The organism is Streptomyces spiramenti (assembly GCF_012034385.1).
In the GTDB taxonomy this organism is placed as follows: domain Bacteria; phylum Actinomycetota; class Actinomycetes; order Streptomycetales; family Streptomycetaceae; genus Streptomyces; species Streptomyces spiramenti.
Genome location: NZ_JAAVJB010000048.1, coordinates 1 through 26548 on the forward strand (window position 1 = coordinate 1; position 26548 = coordinate 26548).

The 26548-nt window shown below is 72.8% G+C and carries 16 protein-coding genes and 3 pseudogenes; 4 read left to right on the forward strand and 15 right to left on the reverse strand.

Annotated elements, in window-relative coordinates:
- Window positions 1-103, reverse strand: a pseudogene (locus HCJ92_RS24795) (DUF5926 family protein); the annotation flags it as partial.
- Here HCJ92_RS24795 and HCJ92_RS08750 point away from each other — a divergent pair.
- A pseudogene (locus HCJ92_RS08750) lies at window positions 100-1020 on the forward strand (sucrase ferredoxin); the annotation flags it as partial. The pseudogenes HCJ92_RS24795 and HCJ92_RS08750 overlap by 4 nt on opposite strands.
- Before the next feature lie 97 nt (window positions 1021-1117).
- On the opposite strand, the gene HCJ92_RS08755 reads toward HCJ92_RS08750, so the two are convergent.
- A complete protein-coding gene (locus HCJ92_RS08755; RefSeq protein ID WP_167932898.1) occupies window positions 1118-3241 on the reverse strand; it encodes a DNA gyrase subunit B in 2124 nt (707 codons plus the stop codon).
- A 486-nt stretch (window positions 3242-3727) separates the two neighbouring features.
- Here HCJ92_RS08755 and HCJ92_RS08760 point away from each other — a divergent pair, with 486 nt between their 5' ends.
- Window positions 3728-3958, forward strand: a complete 231-nt coding sequence (locus HCJ92_RS08760; RefSeq protein ID WP_167932899.1) for a DUF7455 domain-containing protein — start codon at window positions 3728-3730, stop codon at window positions 3956-3958.
- Between the two features lie 275 nt (window positions 3959-4233).
- On the opposite strand, the gene HCJ92_RS08765 is transcribed toward HCJ92_RS08760, so the two are convergent.
- From HCJ92_RS08765 to HCJ92_RS08785, 5 genes are all read right to left on the reverse strand, one after another.
- Window positions 4234-5070, reverse strand: a complete 837-nt coding sequence (locus HCJ92_RS08765; RefSeq protein WP_167932900.1) for a serine protease — start codon at window positions 5068-5070, stop codon at window positions 4234-4236.
- A gap of 394 nt (window positions 5071-5464) precedes the next feature.
- A complete protein-coding gene (locus HCJ92_RS08770) occupies window positions 5465-7012 on the reverse strand; it encodes an RNA polymerase sigma factor (protein ID WP_167932901.1) in 1548 nt (515 codons plus the stop codon).
- A gap of 286 nt (window positions 7013-7298) precedes the next feature.
- Entirely contained in the window at window positions 7299-8255 is a 957-nt protein-coding gene (locus HCJ92_RS08775; protein WP_167932902.1) for an FCD domain-containing protein, read from the reverse strand.
- A 781-nt stretch (window positions 8256-9036) separates the two neighbouring features.
- Window positions 9037-9792, reverse strand: coding sequence for an NUDIX hydrolase (locus HCJ92_RS08780; protein ID WP_167932903.1), 756 nt, complete (start codon window positions 9790-9792; stop codon window positions 9037-9039).
- Window positions 9793-9822: 30 nt separating this feature from the next.
- On the reverse strand, window positions 9823-11079 hold the full coding sequence (locus HCJ92_RS08785; protein ID WP_167932904.1) for a DUF4192 domain-containing protein: 1257 nt from the start codon (window positions 11077-11079) through the stop codon (window positions 9823-9825).
- A 141-nt stretch (window positions 11080-11220) separates the two neighbouring features.
- On the opposite strand from HCJ92_RS08785, the gene HCJ92_RS08790 reads away from it, so the two are divergent.
- The gene (locus HCJ92_RS08790; RefSeq protein ID WP_167932905.1) at window positions 11221-13395 is read left to right on the forward strand and encodes a RecQ family ATP-dependent DNA helicase; all 2175 of its coding nucleotides are present in this window, start codon (window positions 11221-11223) and stop codon (window positions 13393-13395) included.
- A gap of 52 nt (window positions 13396-13447) precedes the next feature.
- Here HCJ92_RS08790 and HCJ92_RS08795 read toward each other — a convergent pair whose 3' ends face one another.
- The 4 genes from HCJ92_RS08795 to nrdR form a co-directional block, all read right to left on the reverse strand.
- Entirely contained in the window at window positions 13448-14161 is a 714-nt protein-coding gene (locus HCJ92_RS08795) for a ribonuclease HII (RefSeq protein ID WP_167932906.1), read from the reverse strand.
- A gap of 72 nt (window positions 14162-14233) precedes the next feature.
- On the reverse strand, window positions 14234-14842 hold the full coding sequence (locus tag HCJ92_RS08800) for a DUF4937 domain-containing protein (RefSeq protein WP_167932907.1): 609 nt from the start codon (window positions 14840-14842) through the stop codon (window positions 14234-14236).
- A 199-nt stretch (window positions 14843-15041) separates the two neighbouring features.
- Window positions 15042-17939: a vitamin B12-dependent ribonucleotide reductase gene (locus tag HCJ92_RS08805; protein ID WP_167932908.1), complete on the reverse strand. Its 2898-nt coding sequence runs from the start codon at window positions 17937-17939 to the stop codon at window positions 15042-15044.
- Window positions 17940-18077: 138 nt separating this feature from the next.
- Window positions 18078-18590 (reverse strand): transcriptional regulator NrdR, encoded by a 513-nt coding sequence (gene nrdR, locus HCJ92_RS08810; protein ID WP_167932909.1) that lies wholly within the window; start codon window positions 18588-18590, stop codon window positions 18078-18080.
- A 481-nt stretch (window positions 18591-19071) separates the two neighbouring features.
- Here nrdR and lexA point away from each other — a divergent pair.
- Window positions 19072-19743 (forward strand): annotated as a pseudogene (gene lexA / locus HCJ92_RS08815) (transcriptional repressor LexA); the annotation flags it as partial.
- Between the two features lie 132 nt (window positions 19744-19875).
- Here lexA and HCJ92_RS08820 read toward each other — a convergent pair.
- The 4 genes from HCJ92_RS08820 to HCJ92_RS08835 form a co-directional block, all read right to left on the reverse strand.
- Window positions 19876-21951 carry an ATP-dependent DNA helicase gene (locus tag HCJ92_RS08820; RefSeq protein WP_167932911.1) on the reverse strand — a complete coding sequence of 692 codons (2076 nt, stop codon included), beginning with the start codon at window positions 21949-21951 and terminating at the stop codon, window positions 19876-19878.
- 74 nt (window positions 21952-22025) lie between these two features.
- Window positions 22026-23849 (reverse strand): IucA/IucC family protein, encoded by a 1824-nt coding sequence (locus HCJ92_RS08825; RefSeq protein ID WP_338054084.1) that lies wholly within the window; start codon window positions 23847-23849, stop codon window positions 22026-22028.
- Between the two features lie 137 nt (window positions 23850-23986).
- Window positions 23987-24706: a GNAT family N-acetyltransferase gene (locus HCJ92_RS08830; RefSeq protein WP_167932912.1), complete on the reverse strand. Its 720-nt coding sequence runs from the start codon at window positions 24704-24706 to the stop codon at window positions 23987-23989.
- On the reverse strand, window positions 24703-26548 hold a 1846-nt coding region (locus HCJ92_RS08835; RefSeq protein WP_167932913.1), incomplete at its 5' end, for an IucA/IucC family protein. The genes HCJ92_RS08835 and HCJ92_RS08830, both read right to left, overlap by 4 nt.

Here is a 26548-nt window from a genome sequence, read left to right on the forward strand (position 1 = left end):
CCAGGGCCCGCAGCAGCACGTCGGCGAGGTCGCGGCTGAGGTCGCCGGTCGCGGTGTCGTTCTGCAGGGCGACCAGGACGCTGCCGTCCTGTCGACGCCTCGCGCGACCAGGCCGAGTCCCTCGCCGGGACCGCCGCCACCGCCCGCACCTGGCTGCTACTGGAGCAGCCCGGCCCCTGGGGCGCCAAGGCGCTCACCCAGAGCCGGCTCGATCCCGCGCTGGGGCGGTTCCTGGAGTCGGCGCCCGAGACCGGCGTCCGGGCCGCGCTCATCCGCCGCCCGGGGCGGGACACCGGCCGCGGGGCCGCACGCCGCGTCCTCCTCGCCCACACCGCCCCCGGGCGGTCCTGGGTCCGCACCGCCCTGACCGGCGACCCCGGGGAGCTGCGCGGTCTGGACCTGCCGGCGCTGGCCGCCGGCGACCACGGCGGCTTCGGCGAGCCCCACCCGGGCGGGCCCGTCGCACTGGTGTGCACCAACGGCCGGCGCGACCGGTGCTGCGCGATGCTGGGACGGCCGCTGGCCGCCGAGCTGACCGTCGCGGGCCACGACACCTGGGAGACCACCCACATCGGCGGCCACCGGTTCTCGCCGACCATGCTGACCCTGCCCCACGGCTACGCCTGGGGCCGGATGTCGGCGGCGACGGCGCAGCACGTCCTCGCGGAGCTGGCCCGGGGCCGCACGGTCATCGACGGCTGTCGTGGGCGCAGCGCCTGGCCGCGCCCGGCGCAGGCCGCCGAACTCGCCGTCCGACGGCACGAGACCGATCCGCGTGCCGACGCCCTGGAGGTCGTCGACGTGGTCGGCACGGACGGAGACCGGACAGCAGGCGAGAGGGCGCGCGGCCGGTGGCGGGTGACGGTCGCCCGGCTCGACGGGCGGCGGCACTGGGAGGTGACGGTGACGGAGCGCGTCAGCCTTCCCGCGTCGCCCGCGAGCTGCGGCGCCGCGGCGCTGCCGCAGTCGCGTATGGACGTCCTCGCCGTCCGGCCGCTGCTGCCCGCCCCCGCCGGCTGACCCCCGACGCGGGGACCGCGGAGCGGAGAACCGGGGGGGGCCGGACCCACGTGAAGCGGTCCGGCCCCCGCCGGTCGGGTCGCGGTGGAGGCCGCGGTCAGGTGTCGATGCGCGAGCGGTCGAGGGTCGCTGCCGAGTTGGTGATGAACTCCCGGCGCGGCGCGACCTCGTTGCCCATCAGCAGGGCGAACGACTGCTCGGCCGCGTCCAGATCACTGATGTTGATACGGCGCAGTGTCCGGTACCGCGGGTCCATCGTGGTCTCCGCGAGCTGGTCGGCGTCCATCTCGCCGAGGCCCTTGTAGCGCTGGACGGACTCCTTGAAGCGGACGCCCTCCTGCTCCAGCCTCGCCAGGGTGTCGCGCAGCTCCCGGTCGGAGTAGGTGTAGACGTACTTGTCCTGCCCCTTGCGGGGATGGGTCAGCTCGATGCGGTGCAGCGGGGGTACCGCGGAGAAGACTCGGCCCTCCTCGACCATGGGACGCATGTAGCGCTGGAAGAGCGTCAGCAGCAGGCAACGGATGTGGGCGCCGTCCACGTCCGCGTCCGCGAGGAAGATCACCTTCCCGTAGCGCGCCTGGTCGATGTCGAAGGTCCGACCGGAGCCGGCCCCTATGACCTGGATGATCGCGCTGCACTCGGCGTTCTTCAGCATGTCGGAGACCGAGGACTTCTGAACGTTGAGGATCTTGCCGCGGATCGGGAGCAGCGCCTGGAACTCGGAGTTCCGGGCCAGTTTCGCCGTTCCCAGCGCGCTGTCGCCCTCGACGATGAAGAGCTCGCTGCGCTCGACGTCGTCGCTGCGGCAGTCCGCGAGTTTCGCGGGGAGCGCGGACGACTCCAACGCGGTCTTGCGCCGCTGCGCCTCCTTGTGCTGCCGGGCCGCGATCCGGGTCCGGGCCGCGGCGACGGTCTTCTCCAGCACGGTGCGGGCCTGCTGCTTGTCGTCCCGCTTGGTGGAGGTGAGGAACGCCTTGAGCTCCTTGGCCACGACCTGGCCGACGATCCGGGCGGCGGCGGAGGTGCCGAGGACCTCCTTGGTCTGCCCCTCGAACTGCGGCTCGGCGAGCCGCACCGTCACGACCGAGGTCAGCCCCTCCAGGGCGTCGTCCTTGGTGACGTCGTCCTCGGCGACGCGCAGCAGCTTGGCCGAGCGCAGCACCTCGTTCACGGTGCGCGTGACGGCCCGCTCGAATCCGGCGACGTGCGTGCCGCCCTTGGGGGTGGCGATGATGTTGACGAACGACTTCAGGGTCGAGTCGTACCCGGTCCCCCAGCGCATCGCCACGTCCACCTCGAGGTCGCGGCGGACCTCGGTGGGGATCATGTGGCCGCGGTCGTCCAGGACCGGCACGGTCTCCTTGAAGGTGCCGGAGCCGCGGAGCCGCAGGACGTCGCTGATCGGCTTGTCGGGGGCGAGGAACTCGCAGAACTCGCCGATGCCGCCGTCGTAGTGGAAGGTCTCGGTCGTGGCCCCGGTGCCGTCCTCACCGAGCTGGCGCTCGTCTCGCACCACGATGGTCAGGCCGGGCACGAGAAAGGCGGTCTGCCGGGCGCGGCCGTAGAGCGTGTCGAGGGAGAGCCGGGCGTCCCGGAGGAAGATCTGCCGGTCGGCCCAGTACCGCACCCTGGTGCCGGTGCGGCTCTTCGCGATCTTCCGACCGGCGACGAGTCCGCCGGCCGGGTCGAAGGGCGCGTCGGGGCCCTTCCGGGTGAAGATCCCCGGGGTGCCGCGGCGGAAGCTGACGGCGTGCGTGCGACCTCCGCGGTCCACCTCGACGTCGAGCCGGGCCGAGAGCGCGTTCACCACCGAGGCGCCCACGCCGTGGAGACCGCCGGAGGCGGCGTAGGAGCCGCCTCCGAACTTGCCACCGGCGTGCAGCTTGGTCATGACGACCTCGACCCCCGAGAGGCCGGTCTTCGGCTCGACGTCGACGGGGATGCCGCGCCCGTTGTCACGCACCTCGACGGAGCCGTCCTCATGGAGCAGCACCTCGATGTGGTCGCAGTGCCCGCCGAGCGCCTCGTCGACCGAGTTGTCGATGATCTCCCAGAGGCAGTGCATGAGCCCGCGGCTGTCGGTGGAGCCGATGTACATGCCGGGGCGCTTCCGGACCGCCTCCAGCCCTTCCAGGACGAGCAGGTGCCGCGCGGTGTAGTTGCTCCCGGTGTCACCGCCGGTTAGCAGTGCGGTCGTCGGGGCGGATGTGTCGGCGGTCACGCAGTTCGCTCCTCGCTGAATTCTGCTGGGGTGGCGGGTTCGCCGCTCAGAGGGTACCGAGGCTTGGTAGCGCTGGTGAGCAGGCCACCCGAGAGCGCGATCAGGGTACCCCAGAGTGGTACAGGCGTTCGAAAACTCGATCGGGTGAGGTGGACATCGCGTTCCCTTCGAGGCATGAACCATTTAGGCTCCGGGCACGTCCTTGTTCACGAGGACGATGTCGGCGGCGGCCAGCACGGGGCGGCCGACATCAGCACCGCAGGACCGAAAGACCGGAAAGACCCTCTCACCGTGTTTCGACACGGCTGACACGGAGCACCCAACGCACATACGGCTCTTTCGCCGCCACCCGGCAGCGTTCAGCCGCTTCGGGAGGTATCGGCCGATGCGAGAGGTCCCGAAGAAAAAGCCGCGAGCGGGAACGTTTTCGGCCTGGTTGGATGTTGACCCTGGTACGACAGCTCGTCGAGCTAGAGAAGAGGCGACGTGACTACAGTTCTGACACCCGCGACCCCGCTGACGGCCGCTGACCGCTGCGACCGCTGCGGCGCCCAGGCGTACCTGCGCGTCGTGCTCGTGAGCGGCGGGGAGCTGCTGTTCTGCGCCCACCACGGCCGTAAGTTCTCCCCCGAGCTCCAGAAGATCGCCGCGGAGATACAGGACGAGACGGAGAAGCTCACCGCGACTCCCGAACCCGCGAACAACGAGGAGCGCTGACTCTGCGGCCTGCCGCACCAACGGGAACGACGCTTCGCGTCCCGACCCATCCGACGGGCTGAGCATCAGGGCGGGCGGAGGCACCCCTCACGGGGCTGCCGCCGCCCGCTTCCTCATGGCACCCCCCTCGCGTCGCGGCCGGTGACCGCGGCGGACCGCACCGCTCACGCGCGGGCCCCCGGCTCCCCGCCGGCCGACGGTCGAGGACGCTGCGGGCGCGACAGCGGGGTGCGGCCACCCTCCGGTGACCGGACCCCCCACACCTCACCGTGCGCTCAGGCGTCTCCGGCAGCCTGCTGAACGGCCAGGGCGTCCCCCACGAGGGACCCGCGGGTGTACACCCCTGGTCGCTCCGGCAGGGCGCAGCCGCTGCCCCACGAGACCAGCCCCACCAGCAGACCGTCCGCCACCAGCGGGCCACCGCTGTCGCCCTGGCACGCGTCCGAGCCCCCCTCCGCGAGGCCGGCGCAGACCATCACCGACCCCTCGAAGCGGGGACTCCCCGACGGGTAGGCGGCGGCACAGTCCTCGTCCGAGATCATCCGCACATCGGCACCCAGCAGGTACCGGGAGTAGTCCCCCTCCCCAGTGGTGTCCCCCCAGCCGTACACCTGGGCGTCGTTGCCCTCCCGGTACGCCTCGTGCCCCTGCGGCGCGGGGCGGATCACGTAGGACTCGGGAAGGTCGGACTCCAACGTGAGCAGCGCCAGGTCGTGCGTCTGGCGGCTGTCGTCGTACTCGGGGTGGACCCAGGCGGAGGCGACAGCCACCTCCTCCCCCACCGCGTCACCCCCGCGACCGAGGTCACTGCGGCCGGCGACCACCGAGAGATCGGCGGGCAGCTCGGCCTCCGTCTGGCCGCCCGCACCCAGGCAGTGGGCGGCGGTGGCGACGGTCCGCGGGGCGACCACCACGCCCCCGCAGAACTGGCCGGAACGGTCCGGCCCGAACTGGTCACGGCTGCTGAGCGCCACCGTCCACGGGTGGTCCTCGGCGCGGACGGGCTGGCCGCCCACCACCAGTTCCCCCGCCGAGACGGGCGCACCGGGCAGCACGGTGAGGGGCAACGACAGCGCGGACGCGGCGAGTAGCAGTCTGGGCAGACGACGCATGCAATCTCCTGACCGAACGGGTTTGTCTGATCACCCAGGGTCGTCCACCGCCCGGCGCCGCGCATCCCGGATACCCGATCGGGCGAACCTTCCACCCGTACGGCGACGGTCGTCCTGGGACCCGCCGGCGCTCGCCCCGGCACGCCCGAAGGACCTCCGGCAACGGACCCGTCCCCGTCCGTCCGGGGCCACCGGGGCGGTGACCACCGGGAGCGTCACCCGTCCGGCGCAACCATGCCCGGCGGCGGGCCGGATCACCCGGTCGGCGCAACGCTCGCCGGGGCCGCCACCCGCGTCGGGCCGCGGCGGCGGACACGACGAAGGCCGCCACCCCGGCGTACCGGGGTGGCGGCCTTCGGACCGGTGCGGACCCCGCGGGGTCCGCGGCCCGGCATCAGTCGAGGTAGTCCCGCAGGACCTGCGAACGCGAGGGGTGCCGCAGCTTCGACATGGTCTTCGACTCGATCTGCCGGATGCGCTCACGCGTCACGCCGTAGACCTTGCCGATCTCGTCGAGCGTCTTGGGCTGACCGTCGGTGAGGCCGAACCGCATCGACACCACACCCGCCTCACGCTCGCTGAGCGTGTCGAGCACCGAGTGCAGCTGCTCCTGCAACAGGGTGAAGCTCACCGCGTCCGCCGGAACCACGGCCTCGGAGTCCTCGATGAGGTCACCGAACTCGCTGTCGCCGTCCTCGCCGAGCGGGGTGTGCAGGGAGATCGGCTCGCGACCGTACTTCTGGACCTCGACGACCTTCTCCGGCGTCATGTCGAGTTCCTTGGCCAGCTCCTCCGGCGTGGGCTCACGGCCCAGGTCCTGGAGCATCTGGCGCTGCACGCGGGCGAGCTTGTTGATGACCTCGACCATGTGCACCGGGATGCGGATGGTGCGGGCCTGATCGGCCATGGCCCGGGTGATCGCCTGGCGGATCCACCACGTGGCGTAGGTCGAGAACTTGTAGCCCTTGGTGTAGTCGAACTTCTCGACCGCGCGGATCAGACCGAGGTTGCCCTCCTGGATGAGGTCCAGGAAGAGCATGCCGCGGCCGGTGTACCGCTTGGCGAGCGACACCACGAGCCGGAGGTTCGCCTCCAGCAGGTGGTTCTTGGCCCGCCGGCCGTCCTCGGCGATGATCTCCAGCTCGCGCTTCAGCTTCGGCGCGATCTTGTCCGCGGTGGCCAGCTTGTCCTCTGCGAACAGGCCTGCCTCGATGCGCTTGGCGAGCTCGACCTCCTGCTCGGCGTTGAGCAGCGGGACCTTGCCGATCTGCTTGAGGTAGTCCTTGACCGGGTCGGCGGTGGCACCGGCCGCCGCGACCTGCTGCGCGGGGGCGTCGTCCTCGTCCTCGTCCGAGAGCACGAAGCCCTCGGCCTCCTTGCCCTCGCCCTCGACCTTGCCGTCCGCGCCCTTGCGAGGCGGACCGTCGGCGAGCTCTGCCTCGTCGGGCAGGTCCACGTCGTCCGCGGTGCGCTTGGACGCGGTCTTCTTGGCGGTGGTCTTCTTCGCCGTGGCCTTCTTGGCGGTGGTCTTCTTCGCCGTGGCCTTCTTGGCGGTCGCCTTCTTCGCGGCGGTCCCGTCGCCCTCGGCGGTGTCGCCCACCGAGGCGGTGGCGGTCTGGGGGGCGGAGACCGTCTTGGCCGCGACCGTCCTGGTGGTCGTCCGCTTGGACGCCGACTTGGCGGCGACGCTCTTGCGCGAGCGCTTCGGCGACTCGGCCGCGCTCACCATCAGCGTCACCCCCTCCTCGTCCAGGATCTGGTTGAGGCTGCGGAGAACGTTCTTCCACTGGGAGGACGGGATCTGATCGGCTTCGAAAGCCCGGCGGATGTCGTCACCAGCGACCTGCCCTTCGGCCTTGCCCCGCTCGATGAGCGCCATCACAGAACCGGCTTCGGCGATCTCGGCAGGGATCGTACGGGGAGTGCTGGCCGACACGAACAACCTCTCGGAACTTTGGGAACGGCTTCGGTGCCACCCGGGAGAGCGACACCGCGACCGGCAGGCCGGACGGCCACCGGATTCGGTGAGCGGCTCGGGCGACGGCGTCGGAGTGGATCCGGCGCCGGTCCTCCCGGCTGCTACCTATGAGTCATCGCGCTGCTCCCCGAAGTGTTACGCCGCATTTCGCGTGTCCCGAGTCACACCGCTCTTCCGACTGTAGCGGGCAGCCGGCGAATGCGGCCGGTGCCGGCCACGCAGGACCGGCACCGGCGACACCCGCGACGCTTCAGTGCTCACGCGGTGCGGGCACCACGCGCTCCTGACCCGCGCCGGAGAGCGCCGCCTCCGAGCTGGGCGCCAACAGCTGCCGCACGGCCATCTCCGCAGCTACCGGCTCCGCGGCGCCCACCGCGTCCACGATCCGCTGGTGGTGCCCGACCGAGATCTCGGTGGGGTGCTCGCACGCGGCGGGGGCGCCGCCGGAGACCTGCAGGGCTGCCCCGACGATGCCCGAGAGGTGCTCCAGCATCTTGTTGCCGGCGGCCTGGAGCAGCAGGGTGTGGAACTCGGCGTCCGCACGGGAGAAGGTGAGACCGTCCCCCTGCGCGAGGGCGTGGTTCATGATGTCGACCATGTCGCCGAGGCGCTGGCGCACCTCGTCGTCACTGTGACCGGCCGCGAGGCGGGCCGCGAGGGGCTCGATCGTCCAGCGGAGCTCGCAGAGCTCGCGGCGCTGGTCCTCACGCTGTGGGCCGAAGGCGCGCCACTCGATGATGTCGGGGTCGAGCAGGTTCCAGTCGGCGACCGGGCGGACCCGGGTACCCACGTTCGGCCGGGCGCTCACGAGCCCCTTGGCCTCGAGCACCCGCAGCGATTCGCGGACCACGGTGCGGGAGACCTCGAAACGCTGCCCGATCTCCTCGGGGACCAGGGGGCGGTCGGCGCCCAGGTCCCCGGAGACGATCATCTGCCCCAGCTGCTGGACCAGCTGACCGTGCAGGCCGCGCCCCCGGTTGCCCGGCGCACGGCGCCCCATCCGCCCCAGGTCCGAGTCGGCCCCGTCCCACGCGGGGGCGCTGGTGGTGCGTGAGGAGCCGGTGGACTCGGCGTAGGAGTAGCGGTCGAACTCACCCGAACCTGCGACGGAGGGGCGAGCGGCGTTCATCATGGTCTGCGCAAGGGTAGTCACGCATCCTTTGTCGGCGGTGCTCGCCGCTCGCTTGAGGTCTTTGGTGAAAAGCACACGAAAGGGTGATGTTCCCCGACCGTATAATTGACGACTAATTACCGCAAAGCGGACAAATATTCTGCGGTGCGCAGTAGTTGTCATCGACGGTCGGGGTGGCGAGCGGGCGGTCCCAGCACGGCGCGGCCTCGGCAGGGACCGTCCCCGGGGGTCGACGGCCGCCGGTGTCACTCCGACGGCGCACTTCGCGTAGCTACCGGCAGACCGCTGGGCGCCCCCGCCGCACACCCCGGCCGGTGACCCGCCCGTGGGCGGAGGGGAGGCCCCTCCCACCGTGCCGTCGTCGCCACGCCGGCGGGCCGGCGGCCCGGCGGGGAACTGTTCTGCCCGGCGTCCGGTGCGGTCCGGTCGTCACCGCACCGCACCGCACCGCACCGCACCGCACCGCACCAGGTGCAGTGTGCGACGAGCGGCGGTGGGTGCCGAGAGCGCGGTGCTCCGACCGCGTCGGGTGGATCCCGTGGGCGACACGACGTGGGCGAGCGGGCCGCGGGGCTCGGGAAGGGCGCGCCGAGCACCCGCGGACCGAACGGCATGGCGTCGCCCGACAGCCGCCGTGCCACCGGCCCGCGCGGCCACGAACGCGGCACGCGCTTCCGTACGGAGGGCCGTCGCGGTGGAGCCCCAGGGCCGTCCCCGGCGCCCCAGCCCCGCTCGGCCCTGTCCGGTATTCCCGCCCGGCCCGCGACGCTGTTCACCAGACAGGACCCAGGGAAGGGCGGCCCGGAGGCGGCGCCCCAGCCACCCGAACCGGGTCCCCACGTCCGAGAGGGGCCGGTCAGACCTCGGGGCGCAGCATCGGCGGGTTCAGGACGGTGGCCGCGCCGGCTCGGAAGAGCTGCGCGGGCCGCCCGCCCTGGCGGGTGGTGGTTCCTCCGGTGGGAACCAGGAAGCCGGGGGTGCCCGTGACCTTGCGGTGGAAGTTGCGCGGGTCGAGCACGACGCCCCACACCGCCTCGTAGACCCGGCGCAGCTCGCCGACCGTGAACTCCGGGCCGCAGAAGGCCGCCGCGAGCGCGCTGTACTCCAGCTTGGCCCGCGCGCGCTCCACCCCGTCCGCGAGGATGCGGTCGTGGTCGAACGCGAGGGGTTCACGGCCTTCGTGCTCCGCCACCACCGCCCCGTCCCCGTGGAGGATTTGGTCGACCCGCATCCAGGTGGCCCCTCCGGCGTCGCCGCCTGCGACGGGCGCCGGGAGGTCCGGCGCGAGGACGAGGTGCGCGACGCTGACCACGCGCATCCGCGGGTCCCGTCCGGGCTCCCCGTACGTCGCCAACTGTTCCAGGTGAACGCCGGCGTCCCCGCTGCCGGGGCCGTACGCCTGGAGGCCGGTCTCCTCCGCGAGTTCCCGCGCCGCCGCGGAGCCGAGGTCCTCGTCCTCCAGCACGAACCCCCCGGGGAGCCCCCACCAACCGCGGTACGGATCCTCACCCCGGCGGACGACCAGGGCCGACAACGCATGTCGCCGCACGGTGAGCACGACCAGATCCACGGTGACAGCGAACGGCGGATAGTCTGACGGCTCGTAGGACATGCGGTGATCATAGTTGTCCGCCGGGTTCTGTCAGGGCGTCCCCGAGGTTCCCGCGTCCCGCATGCACCGGCGCAACGGCTCCGGGTCCATACCGTCGTTAACCGCGTGGTGCAGCAGGCGCGCGAAGGTGTAGTCGGGGTCGAGTTCGAGGGCCCGGCCGATCGCGACCCGTGCGGCTGCCTCCTCGCCCAGGGACCATGTCGTCCACCCCGCGAGGGTCAGCGGGGCGGGTGCGTGCCCCTCGAAGGCCCCGACGCACCGGCGCGCGAGGGCCCGCCAGAGCCGTGCTGCCTCCCGTCCTCGGTCTCCCTCCATCCACCGGGCGGCTCGGTCCCGCGTGACGCGGTCCTGCAGGCCGAGCACCAGCGCCGCGGCCTCGTGCGAGGTGAGCAGGGAGTCGTCACGGGAGTCCGCCGCCCCGGGGTCCCCGCCCACGAGCCCTCCGCGCCGGTAGCGGGTGAGGACCCGCTCGGCGGCGTTCAGCGTCTCGGCCCTCACCGCTTCCGCGGCGTCGCCCCGGGCCAGCATGCGCGGCACGAGGGCCCTGGCCGTGACGTCGAAGGCGTGGAGCTGCCGACCGGCCACGGGCTCGCCGAGCGGCCGGACGCGTCGTTCCAGGTCCCTCAGGGAGCCCTGGACGTGGACGCCCGCGTAGGCCGCCGCTGCGGCGATGGTCGGGGTCCGCTCCTCGCGCAGCGGGAAGCCGTCGGGCGGGCAGCAGGAACCTTCGGGGCAGCAGTAGGAGAAGTAGCGACCACCGCTCACACAGAGCGCCTCCAGGACGGGCACGTCGCGCGCGCCGCAGGTGGTGCGCACCACCTGTGCGAGCGGGCGCAGTCGCTCCATGACCTGGGTGGGAGTCTCGTCCTTGCCTGGGTCCTGGCAGAGGTAGACCACCATGGCGCCGGGCGGTCCGGTTCGGGCGGCGCTGCCTTCCGACAGGCAGGAGACCATCTCACGGACGGTGTCGTCCCAGGCGGCCGGGGACTGCGGCAGGGCGGTGCGTACGCGACCTCCGACACGGTGGCGAGGGCCGTGGAGCGCGACGAGCACGATCGAGTCGTCGGGGTAGTAGCCGAGGAGGTAGGGCAGCGCGTCGGCGAGCTCGCCGGGGCCGCGCAGCGTCACCCGGGAGTCGTCGCCCGCGCCCGCCGGGTCCTGGGCGTGCGGCGCGGGGAGCACGTCGGCGTCGGGCGGCCCGGGGGTGTCGGCGGTGTCGGAGGTGTGCCCGCGGGAGCCGGGGGTGGTGTCGACGGGGCTGGGCTCGGTGGCTTCGTTGTGATGCATGCCGTCACGGTGGCCGCTCCCCGCCGGCCGTGCCGAAAGTTCTCCACAGGCGCCGTACATGGTCATACCGGTCGAATGAAACGCCCGCTCGTCCACAGGGCCGGTTGGCGTTCACCGGTGCCGATCGGCTTGCATGGGCCCATGGACGCTCCTCAGCCAGACCCCACCCCCGCCCCACCCTCCGGAGAGCTGCGCGCGGCGGCGGACGCCGTTCTCGCCCGACTGGTGGGCGCGCCGGGCGCGACCCTTCGCGAGGACCAGTGGCGGGCCGTCGAGGCGCTCGTCGCCGACCGGCGCCGAGCACTCGTGGTCCAGCGCACCGGCTGGGGGAAGTCCGCCGTCTACTTCGTCGCGACGTCGCTGCTCCGCGCCCGGGGCGGCGGGCCCACCGTGATCGTGTCGCCGCTGCTCGCGCTCATGCGCAACCAGATCGCCGCCGCCCGGCAGGCCGGTATCACCGCGCGCACCATCAACTCGGCCAACCCCGAGGAATGGGGGTCCATCCAGCAGGAGGTCACCGAAGGGCTGGTGGACGTCCTGCTGGTCAGTCCCGAACGCCTCAACAACCCGGACTTCCGCGACAACGTCCTGCCCAGCCTGACCGCCGCGACCGGCCTGCTCGTCGTGGACGAGGCCCACTGCATCTCCGACTGGGGTCACGACTTCCGTCCCGACTACCGGCGACTGCGCACCATGCTGCGTGAACTCCCCGCCGGTGTCCCGGTGCTCGCGACCACCGCGACGGCCAACGCACGCGTGACCGCCGACATCGCCGAGCAGCTGGGGACCCACGAGTCGGGCAGCGCGCTGGTGCTGCGGGGCACCCTGGACCGGGAGAGTCTGCGGTTGTCGGTCCTCGCGCTGCCCGACGCCGCACACCGGCTCGCGTGGCTGGACAACCACATCGGAGAGCTCCCGGGATCCGGGATCATCTACGCGCTGACGGTCGCCGCCGCCGAGGAGGTCACCTCCTACCTGCGTGAGCGCGGGCACACCGTCCTCTCGTACACCGGACGCACGGAGAACGCCGACCGGGAGTCGGCCGAGGCGGACCTGCTGGCCAACCGGGTGAAGGCGCTGGTGGCCACCTCCGCCCTCGGCATGGGTTTCGACAAACCCGACCTGGGGTTCGTGGTGCATCTGGGCTCCCCGTCCTCCCCCATCGCCTACTACCAGCAGATCGGCCGCGCGGGCCGCGGCGTGGAGCACGCGGAGGTACTGCTGCTGCCGGGCCGCGAGGACGAGGCGATCTGGAGCTACTTCGCCTCCCTGGCGTTCCCGTCCGAGGAGCAGGTGCGCCGGACCCTCGCCGTCCTCGCCGAGGCGGGCCGGCCGCTGTCGCTGCCCGCGATGGAGCCGCTGGTCGACCTGCGGCGCAACCGGCTGGAGATGATGCTGAAGGTCCTGGACGTGGACGGTGCGGTGCGACGCGTCCGCGGCGGCTGGGAGTCGACCGGGGCGCCGTGGCACTACGACCACGAGCGCTATGACTGGGTCGCCGGGCAGCGGAAGGCGGAGCAGCAGGCCATGCGCGACTACGCCGCCACGGACGGCTGCCGGATGGAGTTCCTCCGGCGGCAGCTGGACGACACGGACGCCGGGCCGTGCGGCCGATGCGACCGGTGCAGCGGGCACGGATTCTCGGCGGACGTCTCGGACCAGGCGCTGGACGCCGCCCGGGCGGACCTCGGACGGCCGGGCGTGACGGTGGAGCCGCGCAAGATGTGGCCCACGGGCCTGGGCGCGGTCGGGCTGGAACTGAAGGGCAAGATCCCGGCAGGGGAGCAGACCGCGCCGGGGCGCGCCCTCGGTCGGCTGTCCGACATCGGCTGGGGCAACCGGCTGCGCCCGCTGCTCGCCCCCCGGACCCCCGACCAGGAGGTCCCGGACGACGTGGTGCGGGCGGTGGTCACCGTTCTCACCGACTGGGCACGGGGCCCGGGTGGCTGGGCCGCCGGCGATGTCTCAGCACCCCGCCCGGTCGGTGTGGTCACCGTCGCTTCGCACACCCGGCCCCGACTGGTGGGGTCCCTCGGTGCGCGCATCGCCGAGGTCGGCAGACTGCCGCTGCTGGGCACCGTCGAGGCGACGGGCGGCGCCGGTCCCCGGAGCAACAGTGCTCAACGACTGCGCGGCCTCCATGACTCGCTCGCACCCGGCCCCGGGCTCACGGAGGCTCTCGCGAAGGCGGCCGGGCCCGTCCTGCTGGTGGACGACTACACCGACACCGGTTGGACGGTCGCCGTCGCCGGACGCATCCTGCTGCGGGCGGGCGCCACCGCGGTGATGCCGTTGGTGCTGGCGTCCCAGAACTGATGCCCGGGTGCGGCGGCACCCGCCGCGAGGCGGCTGACAAGGAAAGCCGGGTTCAGAAGAAGCCCAGCTGAGCACCGTCGTCGCCGGTCGGCTCGGCCGGTCGGCCGCCCGCCCCACGCGGGGCGGGCAGGCGCAGATGGCGCCAGCGGGGCAGCGCGTCGAGGTAGGCCCAGCTCCTCCGGTGGTGCTCCGTCGGACCGTGTTCCTCCAGGGCCCGACGGTGGACCGGAGCCGGGTATCCGGCGTTGCTCGCGAACCCGAAATCCGGGCACCCCGTGCCGATCTCCGCCAGGTGCGCGTCGCGGTGCACCTTCGCGATGACCGAGGCGGCGGCGACCGCCACACAGGACTGGTCCCCCTTGACGACCGTCCGGACCCGCCAGGGCGCCCCGAGGTAGTCGTGCTTGCCGTCGAGGATGACGGCGTCGGGACGATCGGGCAGGGCGTCCAGTGCGCGGACCGCAGCGAGGCGGAGCGCGGCCGTCATCCCGAGTGCGTCGATCTCTTCGGGGGACGCGTGGCCGAGCCCGAACGCGGTCACCCAATCGGTCAGTTCGGCGGACAGGGCGTTGCGCCGCGCGACGGTCAGCAACTTGGAGTCCGTCAGCCCCTCGGGGGCACGACGCAGTCCGGTGACGGCCGCACAGACGGTGACCGGACCGGCCCAGGCCCCGCGGCCGACCTCGTCCACCCCCGCGACCGTACGGGCGCCGGTCGTGGCGCGCAGGGAGCGTTCGACGGTGTGCGTGGGCGGTTCGTATGGCATGGCGCCCCTCACCTTACGCCCGGGCCCGCGTGGCGCTCCGCCGCCCCGGGGCCGCTCCCCCACCGGAAGGGGTCAGACGGTCCAGCGCCGTTCGACGTCGATGACGTCGCCGGCGATCCCCTCGATGTCGGCGCCGATCTGGGCGCGCAGGGCCAGCCGCTCGATGCGGTCCCGACGGTATTTCGCGCGTTCTGCGGCGCTGTCCCACATGGAGAGGACGAGGAACTCGCGCACCCGCTCCGCGGCGGCGAATACCCCCCGGAGCATGCCGGGTGATCCCGCCATCGCCGGATTCCACACCTTGGCCTGCATGTGTGCGAAGTGCTCGCCCCGGTCCTGCCGCACGAGACAGTGCGCCACCCGCAGCACATCGGCGTCGTCGAACCGCGGCTCGAAGCCGAGCTTCACGTCGAACCGGTACTCGAAGAGACGTACCTCGGCGTCCCGGAAGCTCCCGCCCTGCGAGGCGGCGAGCCGGTCGTGCGAACGCGCCATGAACGAGTCGTAGAGAGCTCGGCTCTCCCAGAAGCCGAAGAGATGCGCCGTGTCCGGGGACCCGCGCCCCCAACCACCGCCCTGGCCACGGAATCCGGGCTCGCCCTGGAGCCCGGCCCACTTGCGCTGACCGCGCTCGAACCGGTCGCGGTCCACCACCGAGCACCTCATCCACCTGACCAGCACCGCGCCATCCTATGGCCGCGGGGGCTCCCCCGGCACGGCCCGGCCGGGCACCGCGATCGCCGTGCGCAGGCGGCACCGGGCCCTCCGCCGGGCAGGGAGCGGCCCCGCGCCGCAGCCGCGGCGGGCGTCCCCTCGGAGTGCCGCGACACCGCGTCCACCGGAAAGGTGAACCGGGAGTCGACGGCGGCACCACTCGCCGTCAGCTGCAACCGCTGGTGGAGCCGCAGCCCTCGCAGAGGTAGCAGCTACCCGCCCGCCGCATCTTGGTACCGCAGGAGAAGCACAGCGGTGCGTCGGCGCTCAGCCCGAGCTGGATCTCCGCGAGCTCCGTCGAGTTGTGGGCCGCCTGCTGCGCGGGGGCCGGCGCGGCGGGGCGTGCCTCACCCGGCGCGTGGCCGGGCGCCTTCGGTGCCGACTGGGAGAGGGACTCCACGTCCACCTCCTCGATGCCCCGCTCGTAGGAGCCGGTGTCGAGGTGGCGCTGCCGCTCCTCCGCCGAGTGGATCCCGAGCGCGGACCGGGTCTCGAACGGCAGGAAGTCCAGTGCCAGGCGGCGGAAGATGTAGTCGACGATCGACTGGGCCATCCGGACGTCGGGATCGTCCGTCATACCGGCCGGCTCGAACCGCATGTTGGTGAACTTGGAGACGTAGGTCTCCAGCGGAACGCCGTACTGGAGGCCGACGGAGACCGCGATGGAGAAGGCGTCCATCATCCCGGCGAGGGTCGATCCCTGCTTGGACATCTTGAGGAAGACCTCGCCCAGCCCGTCGTCCGGGTAGGAGTTGGCCGTCATGTACCCCTCGGCCCCACCGACGGTGAAGGAGGTGGTGATGCCGGGCCGCCCCTTGGGCAGCCGACGGCGGATCGGCCGGTACTCGACGACCTTCTCGGGTGCCGGTGCGGGCGCGGCTGCCGACCCGGAGGCGGCGGCGTCGGATGCCGCGCCGTCCTTGCGCTTGGCGGAGAGCGGCTGCCCGACCTTGCTGTTCTCCACGTAGACGGCCAGGGCCTTCACCCCGAGCTCCCAGCCCTTGACGTAGATCTCCTCCACGTCGTCGACGGTCGAGGAGGCGGGCATGTTGACCGTCTTGGAGATGGCGCCGGAGAGGAACGGCTGCGCCGCGGCCATCATGCGCACGTGCCCCATCGGGGAGATGGAGCGCTCGCCCATGGCGCAGTCGAAGACCTCGTAGTGCTCGGTCTTGAGGCCGGGCGCGTCCACGACGTTGCCGTTGTCGGCGATGTGGGCGACGATCGCCTCGACCTGCTCGTCCTGGTACCCGAGGCGCTTCAGCGCCTTGGGCACGGTGTTGTTGACGATCTGCATCGAGCCGCCGCCGACCAGCTTCTTGAACTTGACCAGCGCGAGGTCCGGCTCGACCCCGGTCGTGTCGCAGTCCATCATCAGCCCGATGGTGCCGGTGGGCGCCAGAACGCTGGCCTGCGCGTTGCGGAAGCCGTGCGCCTCCCCCAGCCGCAGCACATCGGCCCACGCCTCGGTCGCGGCGGACCAGACCGGGGTGTCGAGGTCGTCACCGCGCGGCGCGGCGGCGTTGGCGTCGGCGTGCTGCGCCATGACCTGCCGGTGCGCCGCGCTGTTGCGGTCGTAGCCGTCGTAGGGCCCGACGACCCCGGCGAGTTCGGCCGACCGCCGGTAGGCGGTACCGGTCATCAGGGAGGTGATGGAGCCGGCGAGCGCCCGCCCTCCGTCGGAGTCGTAGGCGTGGCCGGTCGCCATCAGCAGGGCGCCGAGGTTGGCGTAGCCGATGCCGAGCTGGCGGAAGGCGCGGGTGTTCTCGGCGATCTTCTCCGTGGGGAAGTCCGCGAAGCAGATGGAGATGTCCATCGCGGTGATGATCAGCTCGGTGATCCGTGCGAAGCGCTCGGCGTCGAAGGACTGGTTGCCCTCGTCGTCGTCGCGGAGGAACTTGAGCAGGTTGATCGAGGCGAGGTTGCACGAGGTGTCGTCCAGGTGCATGTACTCGCTGCACGGGTTGGACGCGGTGATGCGGCCCGACTCCGGGCAGGTGTGCCAGCGGTTGATGGTGTCGTCGTACTGGATGCCCGGGTCGGCGCAGACGTGGGCGGCCTCCGCCATGCGGCGCAGCAGCCCCCGCGCGTCGACCTCCTCGATGACCTCACCCGTCATACGGGCGCGCAGGCCGAAGCTGCCGCCGTCGCGGGCCGCGCTCATGAAGGCGTCGTTCACCCGCACCGAGTTGTTGGCGTTCTGGTACTGCACGGAGGTGATGTCGTCGCCGCCGAGGTCCATGTCGAACCCGGCGTCGCGCAGCGCGCGGATCTTCTCCTCCTCCTTCACCTTGGTGTCGATGAAGGCCTCGATGTCGGGGTGGTCGACGTCCAGGACGACCATCTTCGCGGCCCGGCGGGTCGCGCCGCCGGACTTGATGGTCCCGGCGGAGGCGTCGGCGCCGCGCATGAAGGAGACCGGGCCGGAGGCGTTGCCACCGGAGGAGAGCAGCTCGCGCGAGGAGCGGATGCGCGAGAGGTTGAGCCCTGCCCCGGAACCGCCCTTGAAGATCATCCCCTCTTCCTTGTACCAGTCGAGGATGGACTCCATGGAGTCGTCGACGGAGAGGATGAAGCAGGCGCTCACCTGCTGCGGCTGCCGAGTGCCGACGTTGAACCAGACCGGCGAGTTGAACGCGAAGATCTGGTGCAGCACCGCGTACGCGAGCTCGTGCTCGAAGACCTCCGCCTCCTCCGCTGTCGCGAAGTAGCCGTGCTCCTCGCCCGCCGCGCGGTAGGTGGTGACGACGCGGTCGATCAGCTGCCGCAGGCTGGTCTCACGCTGCGGGGTGCCCACGGCACCCCGGAAGTACTTGCTGGTGACGATGTTGACGGCGTTGACCGACCAGAAGTCGGGGAACTCCACTCCGCGCTGCTCGAAGTTGACGCTGCCGTCGCGCCAGTTCGTCATCACGACGTCCCGGCGCTGCCAGGTGACCTCGTCGTAGGGGTGCACGCCGGGGGTGGTGTGGACGCGTTCGATCCGCAGGCCCTTGCCCGGCTTGGCCTTCTTGCCGCCCTTGGTACGGGAGCCCCGTGCCGGACCGCTCGTCGTCTCTGTCATGCCGCCTCCCAATCGGGCGTGGAACGCCCCGATGTGCCCCGTGCGCCGCGTGGGACGGGCGGGGCACCGCTCTGTTCTGTCAGCGCGCCGCGGCAGGGGCCGGGGCGCCGTGGTGGTGTTGTCGGCCGTCGTCCCGGCTCAGCCGGTTCCGGCGCTCGCCTCGCGGTCGCAGCCGGCGGGGTCGTCGTCGGTGCCGGGCCGGTCGTCCCGGGAGGACCGCAGCTCCGCGACCGCCGCCTCGAAGTCCTCCAGGCTGTCGAACGCCCGGTAGACGGAGGCGAAGCGCAGGTAGGCCACGAGGTCGAGCTCCCGCAGCGGGCCCAGTATCGCCAGGCCGACGTCGTGGGCGGAGAGCTCGGCGCTTCCCGTGGCGCGCAGCGCCTCCTCGACACGCTGTCCGAGGAGCGCGAGGGCGTCCTCGGTGACGGGGCGCCCCTGGCACGCCTTGCGGACCCCGGCGATGACCTTGTCCCGGCTGAAGGGCTCGGTGACACCGCTGCGCTTGATCACCATCAGTGCCGCCGTCTCCAGCGTCGTGAAGCGCCGGGAGCAGTGCGGGCACTGCCTGCGGCGGCGGATGGTGGTGCCGTCGTCGGCCGTGCGGCTGTCCACGACCCGGCTGTCGCTGTGCCGGCAGAAGGGACAGTGCATGGGTCCGGTCTCCTCGGTTCGGAGCGGCCGTTCACGGACCGACCGGTGCCGGCCGCGGGGCCGCCGCGCTGGTTCCCAGCATAGGTGATCGACCGCGAGGCCGGACCCCGGGGACCACTAATTGTGGGTGACACCTCCCCGCTCGACCACTAGATCTTGGGTCGAGTCACCAGATGGACACGCGGCGCGGCGCGGCGGGAGGACGGGATCCGTGCCGAGCATAGGGGAGCGACCACCGGGGCCGGGACGGGCCTCGCCGAGGAGCGCCGCACCAGCACCCATACACCGACCGGCATGATCAAATGAGCAGATCAATGAAATATCACTCGAACGTGTGTTTGGCGCAACCTTTCGATAGCAACTACCGTTGTCTGGCCAGGGAGTAACAGTCGAGAGGGGCGAGATGACCACCGCAGCAGAAGAAACGATCACGGCTCCGCTGGCCCGCAGTGGCGGCGCACACGCGGGCGACCCGCCTGCGGCACGTTCGATGCCGGGGCGCCCCCCCGGCATCCGGGCGGACAGCTCCGGGCTCACCGACCGGCAACGCCGTGTGATCGAGGTCATCCGCGACTCCGTGCAGCGGCGCGGGTACCCGCCGTCCATGCGTGAGATCGGCCAGGCCGTCGGGCTCTCCTCCACCTCGTCGGTGGCCCATCAACTGATGGCGCTGGAGCGGAAGGGCTTCCTCCGCCGTGACCCGCACCGCCCCCGCGCCTACGAGGTGCGCGGCGCCGAGACGCCGACGCCGCAGCCGGCCGACGCCGGCGGCAAACCCGCCGCGTCCTACGTCCCCCTGCTGGGCAGGATCGCCGCCGGTGGTCCGATCCTCGCAGAGGAGTCCGTCGAGGACGTCTTCCCGCTGCCGCGTCAGCTGGTCGGCGACGGCGAGCTGTTCGTGCTGAAGGTGGTCGGCGACTCGATGATCGAGGCCGCCATCTGCGACGGTGACTGGGTCACCGTCCGACGGCAGCCCGTCGCCGAGAACGGCGACATCGTGGCCGCCATGCTCGACGGCGAGGCGACCGTGAAGCGCTTCAAGCGCGAGGACGGCCAGATCTGGCTGCTCCCCCACAACTCCGCCTACCAGCCGATCCCGGGCGGCGACGCGACGATCCTCGGCAAGGTGGTCGCGGTCATGCGCCGTATCTGACGGCCGGTACCCGTGGGGGCGCGCCCGGGCCGAACGGCCCGGCGCCCGCCAGGCACCCCGCGGCTCCGGGGCCCGTCCGCGTCACCGAGCGGGCGGCACAGTCTCCGTGCCGCACCCTTCGGCCCCGAGCCCTCAGCCGCCGGACCCTTCGCCGCTCGTGTTGATGGCCGCCAGTGAACGCCGCACCACCGCGCCGTCCGCCGTGAACCAGAAGTCGGGCATCGAGGCGCGCAGGAAGCTCCCGTACCGCGCGGTCGCCACGCGTGGGTCGAGCACCGCCACGACGCCCCGGTCCCCCGTCGCGCGCACCAACCGACCGGCCCCCTGCGCCATCAGGAGCGCGGCATGGGTGGCGGCCACCGCCATGAAGCCGTTGCCGCCGGCCTTCTCCACCGCGCGCTGACGCGCGCTCATCAACGGGTCGTCGGGCCGCGGGAACGGCACACGGTCCATCACCACCAGCTGACACGCAGGGCCGGGGACGTCGACGCCCTGCCAGAGCGACAGCGTGCCGAACAGACAGGTCGCCTCGTCCTCGGCAAACGCCCGGATGAGTTCCCCCAGGGTGTCCTCGCCCTGTAGCAGCACGGGAACGTCCAGTCGCCCCCGCATCGCCTCCGCGGCGGCCCGGGCGCCCCGCATCGAGGAGAACAGTCCCAGCGTGCGACCGCCCGCGGCCTCGACGAGCTCGGCCAACTCGTCCAGCATGTCGCCACGGTCCCCCTCGCGCCCCGGTGGCGACAGCCGGCGCGCGACGTACAGGATGCCCTGCTTCCGGTAGTCGAACGGCGACCCGACGTCCAACCCCCTCCACCGCGGCAGTTCCTCGGCCTCGCCGCCGCCGTCCGGACCGTCCGGCCCCTCCGCCCCCGGTGCCGGTGCGACCGCCCCCGGTGCGGCGCCCTCCGCGAGGACGGCCTCACGACGCAGCCCCACCGAGGCGGCCACACCGTGGAAGTCACCGCCGAGCTTGAGCGTCGCCGAGGTCAGGATGACCGAGCGTTCGGCGAAGAGCTTCTCGCCCAGCTGCTGCGAGACGTTGAGAGGGGCGACCCGGAGCGAGGCGCCGTACCGGTCGTGCCGCTCGTACCAGACGACGTCGTACTCGGACCCCGCCAGGACGCGCTCGGCCACGTCGTGGACGTTCTCGACGGAGGCGCGGGCCTGCCGCCGCACCGCGTCCTCGTCCTGGGTCGAGGACTCGCGCGACCCGCCCAGCGCGGTGACCGCGGTCCGGGCGGCGTCCCGCAGCAGCGCCAGCGCGTGGGCGAGCTCCTCCGGGACCTCCTCCAGCCGGCCGGGAAGGGCCAGCTCCATGACGCGCTCGAACTCCTCCCCCGCCGCCATGAGCTGGTCCGCGGCCTTCTCGTCGATGAGCTTGGTCGAACGGCGGACCGCCCGGGAGACCCCGCCGGGGGCGAGCTCACCGGTGGCGACCCCGGTCACCCGGGAGACGAGTTCGTGCGCCTCGTCGACGATGAGCACCTCGTGCTCGGGCAGCACCGGCGCGCCTTCGAGGGCGTCGATGGCGAGCAGCGCGTGGTTGGTGACGATGACGTCGGAGAGCTTGGCCCGCTCGCGCGCGGCCTCGGCGAAGCATTCGGGACCGTAGGCGCACCGGGTCGCGCCCAGGCATTCGCGCGAGGAGACGGAGACCTGGGACCACGCCTTGTCGGAGACGCCCGGGGTGAGGGCGTCACGGTCGCCCGTCTCGGTCTCGTCCGCCCAGTCCCGCATGCGGAGGAGGTCTTTGCCGAGCTTGCTCGTCGGGCCGGAGCCGGCCTCGGCGGCGGCCTCCAGCGGGTCGAAGAGGGCGTCGCCGTCGTCGGAGGGGACGCCCTCGTGCAGCCGGTGCAGGCAGAGGTAGTTGGAGCGCCCCTTCAACGTCGCGAACTCCGGACGGCGGCGCAGCAGCGGGTGGAGCGCGTCGGTCAGGCGCGGCAGGTCCCGCTCGACCAGCTGGCGCTGGAGGGCGAGCGTCGCCGTGGCGACGACGACACGTTCGCCCTGCGCCAGCGCCGGCACCAGGTAGCCGAGTGACTTCCCGGTGCCGGTGCCGGCTTGGGCCAGCAGATGGGTGCCGTCCGCGATGGCCTCGGCGACGGCGCCTGCCATCGCGGTCTGACCTGGTCGTTCGGTGCCACCGACGGCGCCGACGGCGGCGTGCAGCAGGTCGGAGAGGCTGGGATCGCCCGATGGTGCGCTCATAGGGCAGCCACCCTAACCGCTGCCACCGACACTCCCCGGCCCCTCGTGACCGCCCCCGCCGGGACGCGGCCGGGTCAGCCGTGGAGCGGGTTGGGAATGGTGCCGTGCACCGCCGCGTGCGGACGTTCTGACCGGTCGCGGTAGCCGTCGAGGTACAGGCGGTTGCGGTTGAGGCAGAGCCGATCGATCCGCTCGGTGAGCATGTCGAAGGTGTCGTAGCGGTCCTTCAGCTCCGGGAACCGCTGCTGGTAGCGCAGCACCTCCGCGCGGACCTGCGACCAGAACTCGCCCTCGGGAAAACCGAGATGCTCCTCGCACAGCGGTGCGAGGTAGCGGTAGACGCCGACGAAGAGCCCGGAGTGGATGAACTGGGTGAGGAACCCGGGGGGTTCGGTCAACAGCACCGCGCGGACGTCGTCGGGCATGTGGTCGAGCTCGGGGAGCGCCTCGGAGCTGATGTTGACGTCGTCGACGAAGTCCTTCACGGCGAGGCGAACGGGAACGTCGTCGGCGTCGAACACCACGATGGTGTTCTCGCCGTGCGGGGAGAACACGGTGCCGTAGCGGTAGAGGAAGTGCAGCAGAGGCGGGAGCAGCGCCGCCTGCAGGCGGGCGAGCCACTCCTGGGCGGTCAGACCGGACCGCCGGACCAGCTCAGCGGTGAGCGAGCCGCCGTCGGCGTCCGTCGACAGCAGCGAGGCGAGCGTGCGGGCGCGTTCACCGGGTTCCAGGTACTGCGCGACGGGCTCCCGCCAGATGGCGCCGAGGAGTTCGCGGTACTGGTAGGGGACGCCGGGCAGCTCGTCGTACAGCGGGTGGCGGACGGCGACGGAGGCGGTCTCCCCCAGCAGCACCGGGCGGGTCTCCTCGGCGAGGAACGGGTCCTCGTCGCGGAGGCGGTGCATCCAGGCGGTGACCGCCGGCGCCGCGAGGGTGCGTTCGGTGGGCAGACCGCGCCACACCAGGGTGTTGAGGATCGAGAGGGGCAGTTTGACGCTGCGTCCGGTGGGCCGGTCTGCGTTGACGAAGGTCCGGATGGACTGCTGGGCCAGGCGCCGGACCCCGTCGCCGGGGAGGGGGATCAGCAGCCCCTCCGCTATCTGGCAGGCGAACAGCGGGGCGATCGTGTTGTCCCACTGCCACGGGTGGACGGGGAGCCAGAGGTAGTCGTCCGGGTCCGCTCCCGCGGCACGGACGGTGTCCGCGAAGAGCTCCCGCGTCTCGGGCGGGAGTTCTTCGGCGTAGAGGCGGGCCGGGTCGTGGAGCGCGGGCACGCCGCGGTAGGTGGCGAGGTCGCGGTGGACCGCGAGCCAGGGCAGTCGGTGGGCGCGGCGCGACTCCGGGGCCCAGTGCGCCGCGTCGGTGGCGGAGAAGCCGACGCGTCCCTTGTTGGCGACCAGCCACGGGTGGCCGCTCTGGTGCCCTTCCAGCTCGCCGTAGCCCAGCTCGGCGAGTTCGCCGGCGGTGACGGCGCCGGCGGCCAGGACGGCGTCGGCGCTGAGCGTCGCGGTGAGTTCGCGGATGAGGTGGCCGGTGGTGTCGCCGGTGAGCCCGAGGAGGGTGTCGTGTGCGCGGGCCACGAAGGCGAGCGGGTCGGCGTCCGGCGTGACCGAGGCCGGGTCGACCGACCAGTGGCCGTAGGCGCTGCGGCGCGCGCGGAAGCGGTAGGCCGGGCCGCCGTCGGGAACGGCGAGCTCGTACCGGCCCTCGCCCAGGGCGACGGGGTTCAGGACCTCCTCGTAGGAGAGCTCGCCCAGCATCTTGGCGAGGAGCCGGCGGGACGCGGCGCGCCACTGGTCGGCACCGGGCGCGGGGGCGTGGGGCGCGGGCCCGGGGCCCGTGGTGGAGAGGCCGGTGTGGTCGGCGGAGAGTGCGGAGGGGACGGGATCGGGGGGCACTGGCGCTCCTTCGAGAGGGGTGACGTCGGCGGCGGGCGGCCGGTGGTCACGCGTCCGCCGCGGCCCCGCCGCGGAAGAGCGGGCGGCGGGGCACGCGGTGTGCGCGGGGCGGGAGGGAACGGGCAGGGGAGGCTGGGTCAGCGGTCGCGGTCCCGCACCACGAGCGCCGCTCGTTTGTCGGGGAGTTCGCTCTCCTGGAGAGTACGGAATCCGGCGCGGTGGAATGCGGCGATCGAGCGGACGTTCCGAATGTCGGGCTCCGCGATGAGACGCCCGCACCGCGGCCGGTGGGCGAGCACCAGCTCCACGACGGCGCGCAGCAGCGCGGTGCCCGTGCCCCGGCCGCGGTCCTCGGCGGCACCGAGGAGCAGGTGGAGTCCGGTGTCGTGCGGGCGGGCGGGGTAGTGGCGCGCGAGCGGGTCCAGGTCCGCGCGGTAGACCTCCCAGTAGCTCATGGGCCGCCCGTCGAGGGTGCCCAGACAGGGGACGCTGCGGCCGTCGCCGTCCAGCTGCGCGCGCAGGTGCTCGGCGGTGCGCTCCGCGGGGCCGTCGAGCTCCCAGAACTCGGCGGTCACCGGGTCGTTCATCCAGCCGGTCAGCAGCGCGAGGTCGCGCTCCGGGACGACCGGGACCAGGCGGAACTCACCGTGCGGGGTGCGGGCCGGGCCCCACCGGTGCACGGCGTCCAGCAGTTCCGCGCCGGCGGGTTCGGCGGGCGGCAGCGGCAGACCGGGCGCCCTGCCGGGGGTGGGCGGCAGCTCCACCGTGTCGTCGTCGGCGCGGTCGCCGAGGGCGCCGCCCGCCGGAACGAGCCGGGCGCCGTCACCGGGACCGGCCTGGGGTGCGGGGGTGTTCACCGGGCCACCACCGGGTTGGGGAGGGAGACATACACCGACTGGCCGTCGACCGGGCCCTCCAGCTCGTCCATGCCGTGCAGCCGCGTCAGCAGGTTGGCCTTGCAGCGCAGCACGTCACGGCCGCCCAGCGCCGCCGCGAAGCCGGAGGCGGAGGTGGCTCCGTCACCGCGGGCGGGGTCGGTCAGGAAGTCGTGGAGGGTGTCCAGCAGCGGGCGTTCGGGGGCGATGCCCTGGCTGCCGAACGCGCCGACCAGCCCGAGGACGTTGTTGATGCCGAGGTAGTAGAGGAAGCGCTCGTCCGCCACCTCGTCCGGTACGAAGGTGTCCGACATCGAGCCGATGCCGAGGAGTTGACCGGAAAGCGCCCGTCGGTGACTCTCCCGGAAGTAGTAGCCCTGGTTGTCGCGGTACCAGCCGCCGTCGGGCAGGCCGTCCGCGTCGAGCCGCACCACGGTGTTCTGCTGGTGCGCCTCCAGCGCGATGCCGCCCACGGCGTCGAGCCACAGCGCGGGCCGGACCACCGTCTCCAGGTAGCGGGCGAACCACTCGACCGCGACGTCGGTGCGCGAGCGGCCGGTGGCGACGGCCCGGTCGGCCACGATCCGGGCCAGTCGGGAGGTGAGCCGGCCGGGTTCGGTGTCGGGCCAGGGCCTGGGCGCGGTCAGCGCGGCGACGCACTGGGCGTCCGTCACGGGGCCGAAGGGGTTGTCCCGGATGACGAGGTCGAGCCCGGGTACCGGCGTGCCGTCCACGTCGTCCACCGCCGCCCAGGCCGGGTCCCGGAGCACGTCGAACCCTCCGCCGGCGGGCTGCGCGGCGCGCCAGCGGGCGCCGAGTCCGGTTTCGAGGAGCCGGTGGACCTCGACCCCGCGATGCAGTTCCTTGCGGAGGTTCTCGCGACGGGAGTTGGTGATGCGCAGCCCCAGGGAGAGCTTGAGCATCACCGGGGAGCCCTCGCGGTGCACGGTTCGGACCGAGGACGTCGGCGACCAGGGGGCACCGAGGGGCCCGAGGTCGCGCAGCAGCCCGGCGCGGAAGAGGCGCGCCACGGCGGGGCGCCGCAGCACGTCCCGGGCCTGCCAGGGGTGGAGCGCCAGCGGGAGGAAGTCCGGGGGCACAGGGAGAGTGACGCCGGCGGCGTGGGCGAGGAGTTCGGCGGCGCCGATGGAGGTGCCGGCAGGGCCCGACAACGCGCTGTCGGAGGCGTACGCGGACCGGTGCACGGCGAACCAGTGCAGGGGCAGGGCGCCGCGCAGCTCCGGGGAGCTGTCCGCGGCCTCGTGCCCGGTGAGCCCCTCCCTGCTCTTGGGGGTGGGGTGGAGGGGGTGGCCGAGGAGGAGGCTCTGCTCCCCGTCGAGGAAGGGGACCGTCCCCGGGGGCGTCGCCGGTGCGGCGCGGCGGGCGCTGAGGAACTCCCCCACGCGCCGGGTGGAGTCGGCCACCCTGCCGAGGAGTTCGGTGTGGACGGCGGCGGGTGCGCGCCCGCCCGCGTGGTCGGTGCCCTCCCGGACCAGCAGCGCCGCCAGGGTCACCGCGTCCACGGGCGCGGCGCCCGCGGGTGCGCCGGTGAGCACGGGCGGGCCGAACCGGTGGTGGCCGGTCGGCGACCAGTAGCGGACGGCGGCGGACAGGGTGGTACCGCTCACGGGCAGCGGGACGGTCAGCCGGGCGTGGCCGGGACCGGGGTCGTGGGCCGCGGGGAGGTCGGGGACGAGGCCCGTCTCGCGGACCCAGCACCGCAGCAGGTTCTCCGCGGCGGCGCTGTCGGCGACGCGGTCCGGCTCCGGGTGCTCCAGGGGGTCCGGTCCGGTGGGGTCGGTGGCCGGGGGCGCGGTCGGGGCG